Here is a 16694-nt window from a genome sequence, read left to right as displayed (position 1 = left end):
CTATTCAATAAGATAGCTTCGATAAGTCGCCGACACTCGAAGCGCTCTTGGGCGTCGGCTGTCAGGTCATCGATGATCGAAGCATCCCGGAAGCGGGATTCCGCTTTCGGCGATCCAAACGGTACAAATTATCAGCCTGCCCTTATGCCTATCCCTTCGATGGTCGATCGGAAATCGGCGGATGGGGCGGGCCTGTTATTTATCAAGACAACGTGTGTCTGCGATATTCGAGTTTCACCGTCCACCTGATATTTTCCATCGAAATATCCTTGCTTTTCATCGACCCTCGATCGATCGAGCTTCGTCGATCGTCGAGGGCCGGGGTTCGACAGGGTTGTCGATATCGTCGAGGGCTTAGGCATCTCGATAGATTTTTCCGCCGCTTTCTCTGAATTCCTGGGCCTTTTCTTCCATGCCGCGAGCGATGGCTTCGTCGTCTTGGGCGATGCCGTGTTTGCGGGCGTAATCGCGAACGTCCTGGGTGATCTTCATCGAGCAGAATTTCGGCCCGCACATCGAGCAGAAATGAGCCACTTTATGCCCCTCCTTGGGGAGGGTCTCGTCGTGGAAATGGCGCGCGGTATCCGGATCGAGGGAGAGGTTGAACTGATCCTCCCAGCGAAATTCGAAGCGCGCCTTGGATAGGGCGTTATCGCGTATCTGAGCGGAAGGGTGTCCCTTGGCGAGATCGGCGGCGTGGGCCGCGATTTTATAGGTGATGATCCCGGTTTTTACGTCGTCCTTGTTGGGCAGGCCCAAATGCTCCTTCGGGGTGACATAGCAAAGCATCGCGGTGCCGTACCAACCGATCATCGCCGCCCCGATCGCGGAAGTGATGTGATCGTAGCCCGGGGCGATATCGGTGACCAACGGACCCAAGGTATAAAAAGGGGCCTCGGAGCAGTGATCGAGCTCTTTATCCATATTCTCCCGGATCCTTTGCATCGGTACATGCCCCGGCCCCTCGATCATCACCTGAACATCGTGCTTCCAAGCGATCTTCGTCAGTTCCCCCAGGGTTTCGAGTTCGGCGAATTGGGCTTCGTCGTTGGCATCGGCGATCGAGCCCGGGCGCAGGCCATCCCCGAGGGAGAAGGAAACATCGTAGGCCTTCATGATCTCGCAGATTTCCTCGAAATGCTCGTAAAGAAAGCTCTCCCGATGGTGGGTAAGACACCATTTGGCCATGATCGAACCCCCGCGGGAGACGATCCCGGTAACCCTTCGTGCGCTCAAAGGCACGTAGGCAAGGCGCACTCCGGCATGGATGGTGAAGTAATCGACGCCCTGCTCGGCCTGCTCGATCAGCGTATCGCGATAGATATCCCAAGTCAGATCCTCGGCCACCCCACCGGTCTTCTCCAATGCTTGGTAAATCGGTACCGTGCCGATCGGCACCGGGCTGTTGCGGATGATCCACTCGCGAGTCTCGTGGATATGCTTGCCGGTCGATAGATCCATGACCGTATCTGCGCCCCAGCGCGTCGCCCATGTCATCTTCTCCACTTCCTCGCCGATGCTCGAGGTGACCGCGGAGTTCCCGATATTCGCATTGACCTTGACCAGGAAATTGCGCCCGATCACCATCGGCTCGCTTTCCGGGTGGTTGATATTCGAGGGGATGATCGCCCTTCCTTGCGCAACCTCCCGGCGCACGAACTCGGGGGTGATCTCCTCGGGCAATGTCGCCCCGAAACCCATGCCGGGATGACGATGGCGTTTGAGATCCTCGCTGCAAGCCTGGCGCATGCAATTCTCTCGAATGGCGATGAATTCCATCTCGGGGGTGATGATGCCCTTGCGGGCATAGTGCATCTGGCTGACATTGGCCCCGGCCTTGGCCCGTCTGGGCTCGCGCCGATGTCCGAAACGCAGCGCCGCAAGAGCGGGATCTCCGTGACGCATGCGACCGTATTCGGAGCTGGCGCCGCTCAACTCCTCGCTATCGTCGCGCTCCTCGATCCACCCCGCGCGAAGGGCCGGCAATCCCGCTCGAATATCGATCCGCGCCTGCGGGTCGGTATAGGGGCCGGAGGTATCGTAGACATGGAGCGGGGGATTGGGATCGGAGCCTTGCAAAGAATGCGTTCCGGCAAGGGTTATCCGGCGAAAAGGCACTTGGATATCGGATCGGCTGCCGCTTTGGTAAACCTTCTCCGATTTCGGAAAGGGTTGCACCGATTCGGGGTCGACGGCGGCGTGATCGCCGAGAAATTCCTTGGGGATGGCACTCATGGGGAGATCCTCTTCGAAGGCTTCGGGTGATCGGTATCGGCCTTGATGACAAGCCCGTGGAATGAGGGGGATTCGCGCCGAAAGATCGAGCCTTGCGCGAATCGCAAGGTCGATCGAAGTATCAGGTCAGGGCGAGTCGGGAGCCGTCGAAATCGGTCGCCGAGAGCGCTTCGAGCAATGCCTTGCCCTCGTCATCGTCGAGAGCGAGCAGAGGCGGGCGAGGACTTCGCCATACCGGATCCTTGCGAAAACGGGCGATCAGCCATTTTTGCGCCGGGATGCCGGGAAAACGATCGATGGCCCGGCGGATGGCCGTCGCCTGGGCTTGGCGTTCATCGGCCTCGTCTTCTCGCATCGCTCGATGAGCGTCGAAGATCGCCCTTGCACCGGCGGCATTGATATTGGATGTGGCGGTGATGCATCCGGCACCGCCCGCTCGCAACCCGTCGAGCAGAAAAATCTCGGAGCCGGGAAAGATGGCGAGCCCGGGAAAAGCCTCGATCAGCATCTTCGTATTGGCCCAATCCGAAGAGCTGTCCTTGACCCCGGCGATGATACGGGGGAATCCCTCGACCAATCGCCGGATCAATCCTTCGGTCAAGGGAATCTGCGAAATCTTCGGAAAGTGGTAGAGAAAGATCCTGAGATCGTCGCTTCCGATTCGCTCGATCGCCTGCGCATAGCTTCGATAAAGACCCTCGTCGCTCATATTCTTGTAGTAGAAGGGGGGCAGCATCAATACCCGGCGGCAGCCGAGATCGAGCGCATGGCGCGTCAATGCCACGGTATCCCCAAGGGCGCAACATCCGCTCCCGACCATGAACGAAACTGCGGGGATTCCGTCTTTGACCGCCGATTCGAGCAGGGCCATGCGCTCGGCCACCGTAAAGGAATTCGCCTCTCCGGTGGTGCCGAAAATGGCGAGCCCATGGCAGCCTTGCGCCAGCAGCCACTTCGCATGAGCGATGAAGCGCGGGGCGTCGATATCGAGATCCGGGCGAAGCGGGACCAGAACCGGGGACCACACGCCATGCGCGGGTAGGGAATCGAGAGGGCGAAGCCTCGAAGCGAGGTCCGATGCGCCCAAGGGAAGTCCGTTTTCGGCGTTCATGTCGGAATTCGAATCCTTCGAATGATGGGTAAGGATTGACGGGATCCTCAGGCGATGGTCGCTGGTGAAGATCCGGTGATTGCGCACTCGTTTCAGACGATGCACTCTTTCTCCGATGCCGGCTCCGGGGCCGGTGCCGTGCGAGCCGGGCCGGGAAAAGCGCGAACCGGTCGCTGCGGCGCCTGGGCGAAATAGCGCTCGAGGTATTTTGCAAAACCGAAGCGATCCGAATCCTCGATCTCGGCCTGCGCTTTCAATGACCGCGCCGCCCGCTCTTGCAAGCGCGCCCGAGAGCGGGCGGGGAAGGGCTCGGCGATCAGCGCATCCCGATGGGTTTCGGACAAGCGCATGGCGAAGACGAAGAAATCCTCGCCGCTATCTTGCAAGGTCTCGAGGATACGCGCCGCCGGCAGCAGTTGCGGATCATCCAAGTGGGAAAGACAGGTATCGACCGCCCTCGCATAATGCCGCTTTTCGTTGGCCTGATCCAAAATATCGGCGATCGCTCGCACCGATTCGAGGATCGTTCGCGCTCGATCGAAAACCGGCACCCCTTTTCCATCGACCTGAATATCGAGCTTGGGGTCGCGGCCGCGCACCGCCACTTGGCGTTGATTCTCGTCGATCTCCTCTTGCTCGTTTGCAGATATCACCGGGCTTTTATCCAGCATGCAGTGAACCAAGAACGCCTCCATGAAGCGCATCACATCCTCGTCGATGCCGACCGGGGAGAAGGGATCGACATCGAGCGCCCGGATCTCGACATAGCGTACCCCTCTTTTTTGCAAGGCGACGGTCGGCATTTCGCCGGTGCGAGCGATCTGCTTCGGGCGCACGAGGCTGTAATACTCATTCTCTATCTGCAAAAGGTTGGTATTGAGCTGGCGGTGCCCTCCCTCCTCGTCGAGCAGGCCGAGCGCTTCCCATGCGGGCCATGAGGTGCGAGTGGCGCCGTGCAGGGTATCGACATAGCGATCGAGGCTGTCGCAGGAAATCCCGAGTCGCTTTTGGGAATCGTTCCGATAGCCCACATCGCTCATGCGAAGAGAGGTTGCAAAGGGTTTGAAAAGCGTTCCTCGGCCCATGCGCGAAAAGGATGAAAGACCATCGATCCGATCGCCCATGAAGGATCGACAGATCGCCGGGGAGGCCCCGAACAGCAGCAACAATATCCATCCATGACGATGGAAATTCCGCACCAGCGCGAAATAGGCGCGGGAGATGAAATCCCGCAACGACTCGTCATTCCCGGACTCGATCCCCCGATAGGCGGTGAAGAAGGGCCGCGATAACGAGAAATTGAAATGCACCCCGGAGATGATCTGCATCACTCGGCCGTAGCGATGACCCAAGCCTCGTCGATAGACCTGCTTCATGGTGCCGATATTCGAATCCCCATAACGGGCGATGGGGATGGAGTCGTCGTCGATGACCATGCAGGGCATGCTGGTCGCCCACAGCAATTCATCCCCGATCAATGGATAGGTGAATTGATGTAAATGGCGCAGATGACGCGCGACCTCGGATACGCTGCGACCGGGAGGGGTGATGAATTCGATCAACGCATCGGAAAAATCGGTAGTGATCTCCGGATGGGTCAGGGCCGAACCCAGAGCCCGCGGATGCGGCCGCTGCGAGATATAGCCCGCACGATCCACGCGCAGGCTCTCTTTTTCGATACCCAAACGTCGGCCGCGAAAAGGATCAAGGCCCAAGGCATCGACAAGCGCGTGCAATCGCTGTTTCACGAGGCGGGACAAAGGCCAAGCCCTCCGGGGATGGAAAAGATCTCGAAAAAATCTTCATGCGGATTTTGCGCGATCCTCGGCCGGATTGCACACCGCAAGGGATGGAGGCATCGAGGCTCGGATCTTCTTCGATGAGACGATCGAAGGCGCGGCATTCCACCCGAGCGCTCTTTCTTCGATCGACTCCGCCTCGAAAAGGGAGGGGATCGAGGAAAGGCGGTGCATGAGTGTCAGGTTTTTTTGCGAACCCCTCCCTCTTCCAAGAGTCGTCGAGCCCGCTTGCGGACCGATCCCGAGGTCGACCAGCGAAGAGCGTCCTTTCTTTTTCGCAGCCTCAAGACCAGCAATACCAGCCCGGCGCCCACGAAGAGGAAGGGCCCGAACCACAAGAGGATCGTATCGCTTCGAAGTCGCGGGCGATAAAGGACGAATTCCCCGAAGCGGGCGGTCATGAAATCGGCGATCTCCTCGTCGCTGCGTCCTTGCTCGATCATGCGATGGACTTCGCGCCTTAGGTCGGTCGCCAGATCCGCATCGGACTCGGCGATGGTCTGGTTCTGGCAAACCAGACAGCGCAGCGAGTTGATCATGCGCAAATAGCGTTCCTCGTGCGCAGGAAAGGAGAAATCCCGCGGCTCGAAGAGATCGCCTTGGGTGGCGATAACCGGACCGGCACCGAATAGAGCGAAAGCGAGGATGGCGACGATCTCGAAAAGGATCGATCCCGCCCCGAAGGCTCGAGGCCCTTTCAGGCCGAAGGGATGTGCATTCGATGCGCTCAAGACCTGAATATCCCAAAGACCCGGTCGATCGCTAGTGCGTTTGCAGCGATCGACTCGATACCGAAGACCCTCCCTCGGCGAGTACCGGGGAGGGCTGTCGACGAAGAGACAGACGATAGCGTCGATCGCCGGCCGCCAGCAGGCCCCCTATCGCCATCAGCAAGGGACCGAGCCATATCCAGCGTACCAAGGGCTTGTACTGAAGGCGCATGGTCCATGCGCCATCTGCGTGTTCCTCGCCCAAGGCGACATGGAGATCTCGCCAAAATCCGGCCTCGATCCCCGCTTCCGTCATCGGCTGCAACTGACTGAAATAGGTACGCTTTTCCGGGAAGAGGGTGGTGATGGGCTCATCACCGCGAAAGACCTGCACGATCCCCTGTTGCGAGCGATAGTTCGGCCCGGCCAGCGGGCCAACGCCCTCGAAACGGAAGGTATGACCGACCATATCGACGCTCTCGCCCGGTAATAAGCGAACATCGCGCTCGACCCCGGCACCGCTGGTCCAAGTGACTCCGGCGATGAAAAATGCGACCCCGAGATGCGCAAGGCTCATCCCGATGAAGCCGCGCTCGGCGATCGTGCGCTGAAATCGTCGGAAAAAACCGCCTTCGCGGCGATGACGAAGCCGATCGCGCAAGCCCCCTGCGACCCCGGCGACGATCCAAAGGGCGCAGGCGCTGCTCGCCGCCATGGCCCACGAGGCGGGGCTTGCAAGAAAAATGCCGATACCTACCAAGATGATCAGCACGAGGGGCCAACGAAGGGCCTCGAATACCCGCTTCGCGCCATCACCCTTCCAGCGCACCAAAGGGGCGAAACCCAAGAGCAACGCCAGCGGTAGCGTCAGCGGAATGAAAACCGCATTGAAATAGGGCGGGCCGACCGAGATCTTGCCTGCATCCAGCGCATCGAGGAAAAGCGGGTAGAGGGTGCCCAAAAGAATCGTGGCCGAGGCCGCGACCAAGAGCACGTTGTTCACCAACAAGAAGGTCTCGCGCGAAAAGAGATCGAAGCGACCCACGCTCGTGAAATGCGCCGCGCGAAGGGCATAGAGCATCAAGGCGCTACCGATCACCACCGCCAGGAAGATCAGGATGAATACCCCTCGCGCCGGATCGGTGGCAAAGGCATGCACCGAGACCAGCACCCCGGATCGCACCAGAAAAGTACCGAGCAGGCTGAGCGAAAAACCGAAGATCGCCAGCAACAAGGTCCACGAACGAAATGCGCCTCGCTGCTCGCTGACCGCCAGAGAATGGATCAGCGCCGTTGCCACCAACCACGGCATGAACGAGGCATTCTCGACCGGATCCCAAAACCACCATCCTCCCCAGCCCAATTCGCTGTAGGCCCACCAACTGCCGAGCATGATCCCGGCGGTGAGAAAGGCCCATGCGACAGTCGTCCATGGCCGCGTCCAGCGCATCCACGCCAGATCGAGGCGACCTTCGAGCAGCGCGGCGACGGCGAAAGCGAAAGGCACCACGAGCCCGACATAACCCATATAAAGCAAGGGGGGATGCGCCGCCATGCCCGGATCTTGCAGCAGCGGATTGAGATCGCGTCCTTGCAAGGGTGCGGGGAGGATGCGCTCGAAGGGATTGGAAGTGGCGAGCATGAAGAGCAGGAAACCGGTCCCGGCCAAGGCGATCACCGCGAGCACGCGGGCGCGGAAGGTCGCGGGCAATGCGCCGCTTAGATGGGCCACCGCAAATCCCCATCCCGCCAAAATCAGCATCCACAGCAACATCGAACCCTCATGGGCTCCCCACGCCGCCGATATGCGATAGACAAGGGGCAGGTCTTGGCTGGAATTCGTCGCGACATAGGCGAGGCTGAAATCGTTGGCCACGAAGGCGATTTCGAGGCATAGCCAAGCAATGGCGAGCAATGCGAATTGCGCTCCGGCGGCGGGGATCGCAAGCGCCATCCACGAACGATTCCCTCGCCATGCGCCGACCAAGGGCACCGTTGCCTGAACGATGCAAACGGCGAAGGCGAGGATCATCGCCAGATGACCGATCTCCCCGATCATCCCCCCTCTCCTTGCGCACCCTTTTCGACGATCCCGCGTTGAAGGGGATATTCGCTTGGATATCCGCCCTCGGCGTCGGCATCCGGCATCGGCATCTTGCCCCCGCTTTTCGCCAACTCCATCGCTTCGGCAACCTCCGGTGGCATGTAATTCTCGTCATGCTTGGCAAGGACTTCCTCGGCGGCCAAGCGTCTTCCATCGAGTATCCCGTAGGCCACCACCCCTTGGCCTTCGCGGAAAAGGTCGGGGAGGATGCCGGTATATTCGACCTCGACCTCCTGCGCGCCGTCGCTCAGTGAAAAATCGATCTTGAGCCCCTCTCCCCGCCGTACACTGCCATCGACCACCAAGCCGCCCACCCGGATCTTCGCCCCTTGCGGAGCCTCGCCCGCCTGCACTTGGCTCGGACTGTAAAAATAAAGGATATTTTCCCCCATGGCGGCGATGACCAATCCGGTCGCCACCGCCACCCCGCCCAGGATCAGCCCGACGAATAACATCCGTTGTCGCCGCCGGTTCATGACGAAGATCCTCCCGGGGTCGAAAGGGATTTGCGAGATCCATCGGCGGGCTCGGAATCCGATCCTTCGGGCGCATCATCGGAGCCTGCGTCCGAGCGGGAAAGGCGGGCTTGGTGGGCCAAGGTCCGTCGGATCGCTCGCCGCCGCCGCTGCGGTAGCCACCAGTTGAGCCCCAGCACCGCAAAGGTGATGGCGTAGGAGGTCCATACATAGAAGGCATAGCCACCCATGCGGAAGTATTCGGCGAGGATCTCGGTCATGGCTCTCTCGCTATACCCGTCGCACCGCCGCCTCGGGTTCGAGCGCGAGCTCGCGCACCCAACGCGAATGGCGCTCCCGCTCCAATAGCTCGCAGCGCATCCGAAACAACAAGACCGTGAGGTAGAAAAGCATGAAGGCCACCGCCATCGACAACAGGGGAATCAGCATCGACAGGTGGATCGACGGTGCGGAAAACTTGGTGATGGTCGGCCCTTGATGCAAGGTGCTCCACCATTCCACGGAGTAGTGAACGATCGGGATATTGACCACCCCGACGACACAAAGGATAGCCGCCGCCCGACTTGCGGTGCGACGATCCTCGATCGCCAAGGAAAGAGCGATCACCCCGAAATAGAGAAAGAGCAGGATCAACTCCGAGGTCAAGCGCGCATCCCACACCCACCACGTTCCCCACATCGGTTTGCCCCATAGCGAGCCGGTGACCAAGGCGAGAAAGGTGAAGGAAGCCCCGATCGGGGCGCTGGCCACGGTGACGATTTCGGCCATCTTGATCCGCCAGATCAAGGCGATGCCCCCGGCAACGGCCATCGCGGTATAGATGAACAGCGACATCCAAGCACTCGGTACGTGCACGAAAATGATCCGATAGCTATCCCCTTGCTGATAATCGGGCGGGGCCGCGATCAAACCGCCGTAAAGCCCGGCCCCCAACAATCCGAGGCAGATCCAACCCGTCCATCGGGCAATATCCGCAGATAGGCGATAGAAATAGGGAGGGGATGCGAAGCGGTGCAGGAAATTCCACATCGTCGTCTTTTGATTCACCCTTCGCTTGCATTCATACCGAATCCACCGAATCGAAAATTCATTCGCCGAGGAATCGAATGCCCGCCCTTGAAAACGACGATTGATTCTTCGAGGCTATCGATCTCTTTCAAAGGCTCGTATTTTAGAGTATCCGATGCCGGTTTTTTTCGAAACGGTCATGGAAAAAGGATCGACCTTGGACTTGCGTCGGCGACCTCGGCGGGCCGAATTTCCCAATCCCCTCTTCGGGTTTTTCCTTATTCCATGCTTGGGGTCGTGTCGATGGAATTTCAAGGCTCGGAAAAACGAGCGGCGCATCGATAACGCCATTTTGTCGAAACGAGATCTTCGGCTTCGAAAACGATCTTCACGAAGCCCCGTCATCGATACGCTCGAAAATCGGATGCCGCTTCTTCGGGCTTTTCTTCGCTCCCTTCTTGCACCCGGGGATGCTTGAACGCGTGGGCCGATGATCTGCCGGAGCGAAAGGGTGAGGTGACGGATACGGACAACGATCGATATGGAAAACGACGACGATATCGGGGCCAAGCAGGTTCCGGTTCAAAACGATGCGATCTTTCTCGATCATATCGCCCATTGGGTATCCGATCCGGAAGGGGCGAGGGAGGCTCTTTTGCGGCTCGGATTCCTGGCAACTTGCGAATCGGCGCAAACGCAGGCTCCGGAGCGCAGGTCGCAAGCAAGCGAAGACGATGGTGCCTCGGCAGGCATTTCGGCCGGAGCGTCCAATCGCTGCGTGATGCTGCGCAAGGGATATATCGAGGTGCTCTGGCCGACCGCCGACACCCCGATCGGTCTGGAAATTCGCGCCGGGATCGCACGTCACATCGGGGTGCATCTGGCGGCCTTCGGTGTCGCCGATGCCAAGGCGCACCACCGGCGACTGGTCGATGCGGGCTTCCCCCAGCGACCGGTCGTCTCCTTGACCCGCAAGGCGAGGCTCCTTTCGGGGGATGAGCGGATTTTGCGCTTTACCGTGGCTCGCCCCGAGCGGGGGAGCCTGCCCGAGGGTCGAGTCCAGTTCCTGACCCATCACACCGCGTCCATCGCTTGGGAGGGCGGACGCCTTGCGCATCCGAACGGGGCCAACGGGCTGACCGATCTTTTCTTTTGCGTCGCCGATATCGAGGAGGCGATCGAGCGCTATCGCCTTTATCTGAACCGGCCTTTCTTGCGCATCGAAGGAGGCGCTCGTTTTGCGCTTGACCGAGGCTTCCTATGGATCCTCGACGAAGCCGGCACCCTCGATCGGATCGGGCTGGAACCCCCTTGCCTGCCTTGGATGGCCGGATACGCCCTGGCTTTCGATGATCCGAGTCAGATCGCAAAATACGCCTTGCAATCCGGGTTGCGCCTGCACACCGCCTCCGATGGACTGGCGACGATCATCCTTCCTTCGGTCTTGGGCGGGGCGATCGTCTTGCATCGAGGGTCATATCGATCGGGGCTTTGAAATCCGCAGCGATTCATCGCCCCGGTTGGCGAGCGGATATCGATCGCTATCGAGGAGCGAGCGTTCACTCTCGCTCGGGCACCATCACCGGACAATCATCGATGCGATTGCCCCATTCCTGCCACGAGGAGATGTAGTTGCGTACCTTGCGATGACCGATGAGGCGCAGTGCGAGGTAGGTATGGGCGGAGCGATAACCCGTATTGCAATAGGCGATCACCTGAGTGTCGTCGGTGATGCCCAAGGCGGTGTACTCGGAACGAATCTCCGCTGCGCTCAATAAACAGCCGTCATCGTCCAGATTTTCCGACCACTCGCGATGCAAGGCACCGGGTACCGCCCCCCCTCGCTTCGTTCCGCGGGTATCCTCGCCATACCACTCCTCTTCGCTTCGGGTATCCAAGATCACCGTTTGCGGATCGTCGATGGCCGCTTTGACATCCCGCCAACTTGCACACACGGATGCGACGGACTCTTCCAAGGGGTAGGACACGGGAGCGGGAGGGGTGGCATCTCGGGTCAGGGACCGACCCGATTTTTCCCAAGCCCTGACGCCGCCGTCGAGCAAGGCCACCTGCGGATGGCCCAAGTACTCCAAGAACCAAAAAGCGCGGGCGGCGGTATCGTCGCTGCGAGCGCCGCAAACGACCACCGTATGTTCGCGCCGGATGCCGGTGAGCGCCACTTGGAAAGCCCACATCTTGGTGAACGATGCCACCGGGGCGGGATCGCTGTCGTAGGTGTTGATCCCGAAGACGCTGAAATGGCGAGCCCCCGGGATATGGCCGTTGGAGTAATGCTCGCCCCGCCGTACATCCAAAACCACGACATCCTTCGAGCCCCCATCGATAAGGGCGGCGAGTTCATCGGGGGTCAGGAGAAGGCAATCCGCCGATCGGAGATTGGTCATGACATCCATCCTTCTTTATGCGCGTAATCCAAAGCATCGTCCAGCGCTCGCTGCCAGCGATCGAAGAGCATCTCGATCTCGTCTTCGCCGATGATCAAAGGGGGACAAAAAGCCACTCGCAAGCCTCCGCTGATACACGAGCGCAAGATCAGTCCTTGGCGGATACAGGCATCGTTGATCCAAGGGGCGAAGGTGGATGGAAAGGGCTCCTTGGTCTCCTTGTTCTTGACGAGTTCCACCGAGCCGATCAAGCCGACTCCGGAAGCCTCCCCGACCACCGGATGGTCCCCCAAAGCGCGAAGGCGTTCTTGGGCTACTTGCGATACCTTGCGCACATGGCTGCCGATATCCATCTCGTCGTAGATCTTGAGCGTTTCCAAGGCGACGGCGGCGGGCACCGGATGACCGGAATAGGTAAAACCCGTACCCAATATCCCGTTCTGTCCGGATAGATCGCGGATCGCTTTGTACATCTCCTCGCTCAGCATCACCGCCGAGATCGGCAAATAGGCGGAGGAGAGCTGCTTGGCCATGATCAACATATCGGGCTCGATCCCGTACGTCTCGCAGGCAAAACGATTTCCCGTGCGAAAGAATCCGGTAATCACCTCATCGGCGATCATCAATACATCGTATTTCTTCAATACCGCTTGGATATGCTGAAAATAGCCGCGAGGAGGGATGATCGCCCCGCCCGCCCCCATGACCGGCTCGGCGATGAAGGCGGCGACCGTCTCCGGTCCCTCGGCGAGGATCAGCGCTTCGAGCTCTTGCGCCCGGCGGGCGGAAAACTCCTCCTCGCTCTCATCCGGCCGACCGAAACGATAGTGATGGTGGCTTCCGGTATGGAGGATATTGGGGATCGGCAGATCGAAACCCTTATGCATCGCAGGCAACCCGGTCAAAGAGCCGGAGGAAACCGCGATGCCGTGATATCCATGCTCCCGGGCGATGATCTTTTTCTTGTTCGGCCGCCCCCGGGCGTTGTTGTAATACCAAACGAACTTCACCGCATGATCGTTGGCCTCGGAGCCGGAGTTGGCGAACCATACCCGCCCCATCGGCACCGGCGAGAGCGAAAGCAGTTTCTCGGCCAGATCGATGGCGGGCATATTCGAGCGGTGAAAGAACGTGTGGTAGGTGGGTAGCTTGCGCATCTGCTTCACCGCGGCCTCGATCAGCCGACGGTTGTCGAAACCCAAAGCGGTGCACCAAAGCCCGGCCATCCCCTCGATATACTCGTTGCCCTCGATATCCTTGACGAAAACCCCGTGGCCTTCATCGAGGATCAACGGCCCTTCCTGCTCATGCCGAACGAGATTCGTCATTCCGTGCATGATCGAGGCGATATCGCGGGCGTGGGGGGAGTTGACCGCGCGAGGAGGAGTCGATACTTCGGACATATCCGTGATCTCCTTGATGGGTTGGGGGGCTTCGAAGGATACGATGGCAACGGGCGCCGATGATTATACGGATATCGAAATCATCTTCGGGCGATCGTCGAAAGAGGATGATGGTATCTCGGCAAATCCCGTCGGCGTCGAGCGGGGGATCTCGGCAGATTCGGTCGACATCGCCTTTCGATCCGGCGTCGATCGCTCATCTTCGCGTTTTTCTGTCAAAATCGAGGACATTCGCCTTTCGGATATCATCGATCGCTCGGCGAGGGATGTCGATCGGCGAAGGGCGATCGATGAGCGATGAGGGCTTATCCTTCACCCCTTGGCCGGGATCGAAAAAAACGAGGGACCGGTTTTTCGATATCCCCCTTGCATAATGCGCTCTTCGAAGGGATTTTCGCCGACTCCGACTTTCCGCCGATTTCGATGGATACCCCCCTGCCTAGCATAAAAACCATGCCTTCCGCCACCGATTCCGCCGACCCGTCCACTTCGAATTCCGCTTCGAAATCGGCCGGGAATTCAGCTGGGAATTCCACCGGGAATTCCACCGACTTCGAATGGCGCCGACTGCTCAATCCGCATCTGGCGCAGATCGAATCGTATGTCCCGATCCATCCCTCGGACATTTTGAGCGAACGGCTCGGTATTCCCGTCGAGCGCCTTATCAAGCTCGATGCGAACGAGAACCCCTACGGTCCGCTGCCCTGCGTCCACGAAGCCTTGGCCCGATGCTCCGATCTTCATCGCTACCCCGACCCCGAACAGTCGCATCTGCGCTCGGCATTGGCGAGGTTCTTGGATGTGCCCGCTTCGAACATCCTCGCCGGTCAAGGGGCGGACGAACTGATCGATTATCTATGCCGGCTTTTTCTCTCCTTAGGCGATCGGGTGATCAACGCCCCGCCGACCTTCGGCATGTATCGTTTCGATGCCCGTCTTGCCGGGGCGGAGGTGATCGATATTCCTCGATCGAGGGATTTTTCGCTGGATATCGAGGGGATCGTGCAAGCGGCAAAAGATCCGAGAGCCAAGATCGTCTTTCTCGCCTCGCCCAACAACCCATCGGGGCACTGGCTCGATGACGAGAGCCTGGAACGATTGCTGGCGCTTTCGATCATCGTGGTCCTCGATGAGGCTTATGTGGAATTCGCCGAGCAATCGAGTCGAGCCAAGGAGGTCGAAATGCGCGACAACCTCGTGGTCCTGCGCACCTTCAGCAAGGCCGCGGGGATCGCCGGGCTGCGCTTGGGCTACGGCATTTTTCCGACTTGGCTGATGCCGGAGCTGTGGAAATTCAAACAACCCTATAACGTAAGCGTGGCGGCGAATGCCGCGGGGCTTGCGAGCCTGCGTCATATCGACGAGATCGAAGCCGTCGTCGAACGCATCAAGGCCGAGCGCGAGCGGCTCTTTGAAAGCCTGTGCCGGATCGACTCCTTGGAGGTGGTCTCCGGCTCGCAGGCGAATTTCATCCTCTGCCGGGTGCGAAAGGGCGACGCTCGAGTTCTCAAGGGCGCATTGGAAGAGCGGGGGATCTTGGTGCGCCACTACGACTCCCCGGGACTTGACAACTGCATCAGGATTTCGATCGGGCGACCGGAGCATAACGATGCCTTGATCGAAGTCCTGTCGATGCTCGACGGGGGGTGCGAACGATGAACGCCGACGATCCGCAAGGCGGTGCCGAGGGTATCGTCGGCAATCGCCTCTTCGGCCGCGAGGCCTTCCTTCGCTTGCTCGAAAGCGAGGGGATCCGCCATCTATTCGGCAATCCCGGCACCACCGAACTGCCGATCATGGCCGCCTTGCCGGATACCCCCTCGATCCGTTACATCCTCGCCTTGCAGGAATCGCTGGTGGTGGCGATGGCGGATGGCTATTCGCGGGCCTCGGGGGAGTTGAGCGCGTGCAACGTTCATGTCGCTCCGGGGCTCGGCAATGCGATGGGTTCGCTTTACAACGCGAAATGGATCGGCTCGCCGGTCATCGTCAGCGCCGGACAGCAAGAGCAGGGGCACGGTTTGACCGAGCCCATGCTTTACGATCCCTTGGTGCCGATCGCCACCCCCTTGGTCAAGTGGGCGGTGGAAGTAACTCGCTTCGAGGATCTGCCGCGAATCATGCGGCGGGCGGCCAAAATCGCCCTGACCCCGCCGACCGGGCCGGTATTCATCTCCTTGCCCGGGGATATTCTCAACGAAGCCGGGGCGATCGATCTCGGTCGCCCGACCAAGGTGGATGCCGTCGCCCGCCCCTCCGACGAGGCGCTGGATCGTCTGGCGAAGCGGCTGCTTCGGGCCGAACGACCGGTGGTGATCGCCGGACACGAGGTCGCTCTTAGCGATGCCTTCGCCGAAACCGTGGCCATCGTGGAACTGCTCGGCGCTCCGGTCTACCAGCAAACCGTCGTCCACGGGGCGCACTTTCCCTCGGCGCACCCGGCCTTCATGGGCGCTTTGGGCCGCGATCAACGCGCGGTGCGCGATATCTTGGGCAAATACGATCTGATGTTCTGCATCGGCTCGGATGTGCTGCGCATGTCGGTGCACAGCGCGGTGGATCCGATGCCCGATGATATGGCGCTCGTCCAGCTGGGGCAGCGCGATTGGGAGATGGGAAAGAACTATCCGGCGGAGATCGCCCTTCGGGGCGATGTCAAGGAAAGCCTGCGGGCCTTGGCTCCCCGCTTGGAAAAAAGACTCGGGACCGCGCGCAAGGAAGATGCCCGCCTGCGAATCGAGGGACTGGCCTCGTCGAACTGGAGCGCAAAGCGCCCCGTCGTTATCGAGCGGGCGCAAGGTCATCGGCGGCGAAAGCCGATCCCTGCGGATCTGATGGTCCTTCGGGTGATCGAGGCCATCCCCGAAAACACGGTGATCGTCGACGAGGGACTCGTCAGCACCTATTCACTCCCGGCGCTTTACCCTTTTCGCGATCCGAAATGCTATTTCGGTCTTGCCAGCGGCGGCATCGGTTTTGCGATGGCGGGCGCGGTGGGCATCAAACTTGCCCTGACGCATCGACCGGTAGTCGCGATCATCGGAGACGGCAGCGCGATGTACAGCATCCAAGCCCTATGGACCGCCGCCAACGCCAACCTTCCGATCATCTACATCATCGCCAATAACGCAGGTTATCGCATCATCAAGGAACGGCTGCGGGCCTTTCATCGCATCGAGGACTATGGCGGGATGGAATTCAAGAACCCCGCCATCGATTTCACGGCCTTGGCTCGATCGATGGGGGTCGATGCTCGGCGCATCGAGGATGCCGATGAAATCGGTCCGGCGATCAAGGCCGGCCTCGAACGATCCGCTCCCACCCTGATCGAGGTGATGGTCGATGACGGCTTCGAAAACGAGGGCCGTTGACGAGGGCCGTTGACAAGAAAGCGTCATGGATGAGCGTCGACGAGGGATATCGACGACGCCCGTGACCGATGC

13 protein-coding genes are annotated in these 16694 nt (G+C 59.9%); 3 read left to right on the top strand and 10 right to left on the bottom strand.

Annotated features, from left to right (window positions below):
* Nucleotides 1-354: 354 nt before the first annotated feature.
* The 8 genes from thiC to BF99_RS0103000 all read right to left on the bottom strand — a co-directional run bounded on the left by thiC (nt 355) and on the right by BF99_RS0103000 (nt 9464).
* A complete protein-coding gene (gene thiC, locus BF99_RS0103045; RefSeq protein ID WP_025769709.1) occupies nt 355-2235 on the bottom strand; it encodes a phosphomethylpyrimidine synthase ThiC in 1881 nt (626 codons plus the stop codon).
* A 121-nt stretch (nt 2236-2356) separates the two neighbouring features.
* Nucleotides 2357-3346: a dihydrodipicolinate synthase family protein gene (locus BF99_RS0103035; protein WP_025769708.1), complete on the bottom strand. Its 990-nt coding sequence runs from the start codon at nt 3344-3346 to the stop codon at nt 2357-2359.
* A 92-nt stretch (nt 3347-3438) separates the two neighbouring features.
* Nucleotides 3439-5106, bottom strand: coding sequence for a glutamate--cysteine ligase (gshA, locus tag BF99_RS0103030; protein ID WP_025769707.1), 1668 nt, complete (start codon nt 5104-5106; stop codon nt 3439-3441).
* Nucleotides 5107-5324: 218 nt separating this feature from the next.
* Nucleotides 5325-5876: a cytochrome c-type biogenesis protein gene (locus BF99_RS0103020; protein ID WP_025769706.1), complete on the bottom strand. Its 552-nt coding sequence runs from the start codon at nt 5874-5876 to the stop codon at nt 5325-5327.
* A gap of 31 nt (nt 5877-5907) precedes the next feature.
* A complete protein-coding gene (locus BF99_RS0103015) occupies nt 5908-7914 on the bottom strand; it encodes a heme lyase CcmF/NrfE family subunit (protein ID WP_025769705.1) in 2007 nt (668 codons plus the stop codon).
* Nucleotides 7911-8435: a cytochrome c maturation protein CcmE gene (gene ccmE / locus BF99_RS20080; protein ID WP_025769704.1), complete on the bottom strand. Its 525-nt coding sequence runs from the start codon at nt 8433-8435 to the stop codon at nt 7911-7913. Before ccmE ends, BF99_RS0103015 begins: the two co-directional genes overlap by 4 nt.
* Nucleotides 8432-8695, bottom strand: coding sequence for a heme exporter protein CcmD (gene ccmD, locus BF99_RS0103005; RefSeq protein ID WP_025769703.1), 264 nt, complete (start codon nt 8693-8695; stop codon nt 8432-8434). Before ccmD ends, ccmE begins: the two co-directional genes overlap by 4 nt.
* Nucleotides 8696-8705: 10 nt before the next feature.
* Entirely contained in the window at nt 8706-9464 is a 759-nt protein-coding gene (locus BF99_RS0103000) for a heme ABC transporter permease (RefSeq protein WP_025769702.1), read from the bottom strand.
* Between the two features lie 520 nt (nt 9465-9984).
* On the opposite strand from BF99_RS0103000, the gene BF99_RS0102985 reads away from it, so the two are divergent.
* On the top strand, nt 9985-10938 hold the full coding sequence (locus BF99_RS0102985; protein ID WP_025769700.1) for a VOC family protein: 954 nt from the start codon (nt 9985-9987) through the stop codon (nt 10936-10938).
* Nucleotides 10939-11002: 64 nt separating this feature from the next.
* On the opposite strand, the gene BF99_RS0102980 is transcribed toward BF99_RS0102985, so the two are convergent.
* Together BF99_RS0102980 and BF99_RS0102975 are read right to left on the bottom strand one after the other, a co-directional pair.
* Nucleotides 11003-11848: a sulfurtransferase gene (locus BF99_RS0102980; RefSeq protein ID WP_197019023.1), complete on the bottom strand. Its 846-nt coding sequence runs from the start codon at nt 11846-11848 to the stop codon at nt 11003-11005.
* The gene (locus BF99_RS0102975; RefSeq protein WP_025769698.1) at nt 11845-13251 is read right to left on the bottom strand and encodes an aminotransferase; all 1407 of its coding nucleotides are present in this window, start codon (nt 13249-13251) and stop codon (nt 11845-11847) included. Before BF99_RS0102975 ends, BF99_RS0102980 begins: the two co-directional genes overlap by 4 nt.
* 453 nt (nt 13252-13704) lie before the next feature.
* Here BF99_RS0102975 and hisC point away from each other — a divergent pair, with 453 nt between their 5' ends.
* Together hisC and BF99_RS0102960 are read left to right on the top strand one after the other, a co-directional pair.
* Entirely contained in the window at nt 13705-14910 is a 1206-nt protein-coding gene (gene hisC / locus BF99_RS20075) for a histidinol-phosphate transaminase (protein ID WP_081759085.1), read from the top strand.
* A complete protein-coding gene (locus tag BF99_RS0102960) occupies nt 14907-16622 on the top strand; it encodes a thiamine pyrophosphate-binding protein (protein ID WP_025769695.1) in 1716 nt (571 codons plus the stop codon). The genes hisC and BF99_RS0102960 overlap by 4 nt, the downstream gene beginning before the upstream one ends.
* Nucleotides 16623-16694: the final 72 nt, after the last annotated feature.

Source organism: Thioalkalivibrio sp. HK1 (assembly GCA_000583135.1).
GTDB lineage: Bacteria > Pseudomonadota > Gammaproteobacteria > HK1 > HK1 > HK1.
Note: the sequence above shows the minus strand (reverse complement) of the source record. Positions and strands in the feature narration are given on the sequence as shown.

Coding starts and splice junctions, on each gene's coding strand:
- thiC (WP_025769709.1), bottom strand. CDS start 2,235: ATGAGTGCCATCCCCAAGGAATTTCTCGGCGATCACGCCGCCGTCGAC.
- BF99_RS0103035 (WP_025769708.1), bottom strand. CDS start 3,346: ATGAACGCCGAAAACGGACTTCCCTTGGGCGCATCGGACCTCGCTTCG.
- BF99_RS0103015 (WP_025769705.1), bottom strand. CDS start 7,914: ATGATCGGGGAGATCGGTCATCTGGCGATGATCCTCGCCTTCGCCGTT.
- ccmE (WP_025769704.1), bottom strand. CDS start 8,435: ATGAACCGGCGGCGACAACGGATGTTATTCGTCGGGCTGATCCTGGGC.
- ccmD (WP_025769703.1), bottom strand. CDS start 8,695: ATGACCGAGATCCTCGCCGAATACTTCCGCATGGGTGGCTATGCCTTC.
- BF99_RS0103000 (WP_025769702.1), bottom strand. CDS start 9,464: ATGTGGAATTTCCTGCACCGCTTCGCATCCCCTCCCTATTTCTATCGC.
- BF99_RS0102985 (WP_025769700.1), top strand. CDS start 9,985: ATGGAAAACGACGACGATATCGGGGCCAAGCAGGTTCCGGTTCAAAAC.
- BF99_RS0102980 (WP_197019023.1), bottom strand. CDS start 11,848: ATGACCAATCTCCGATCGGCGGATTGCCTTCTCCTGACCCCCGATGAA.
- BF99_RS0102975 (WP_025769698.1), bottom strand. CDS start 13,251: ATGTCCGAAGTATCGACTCCTCCTCGCGCGGTCAACTCCCCCCACGCC.
- hisC (WP_081759085.1), top strand. CDS start 13,705: ATGCCTTCCGCCACCGATTCCGCCGACCCGTCCACTTCGAATTCCGCT.
- BF99_RS0102960 (WP_025769695.1), top strand. CDS start 14,907: ATGAACGCCGACGATCCGCAAGGCGGTGCCGAGGGTATCGTCGGCAAT.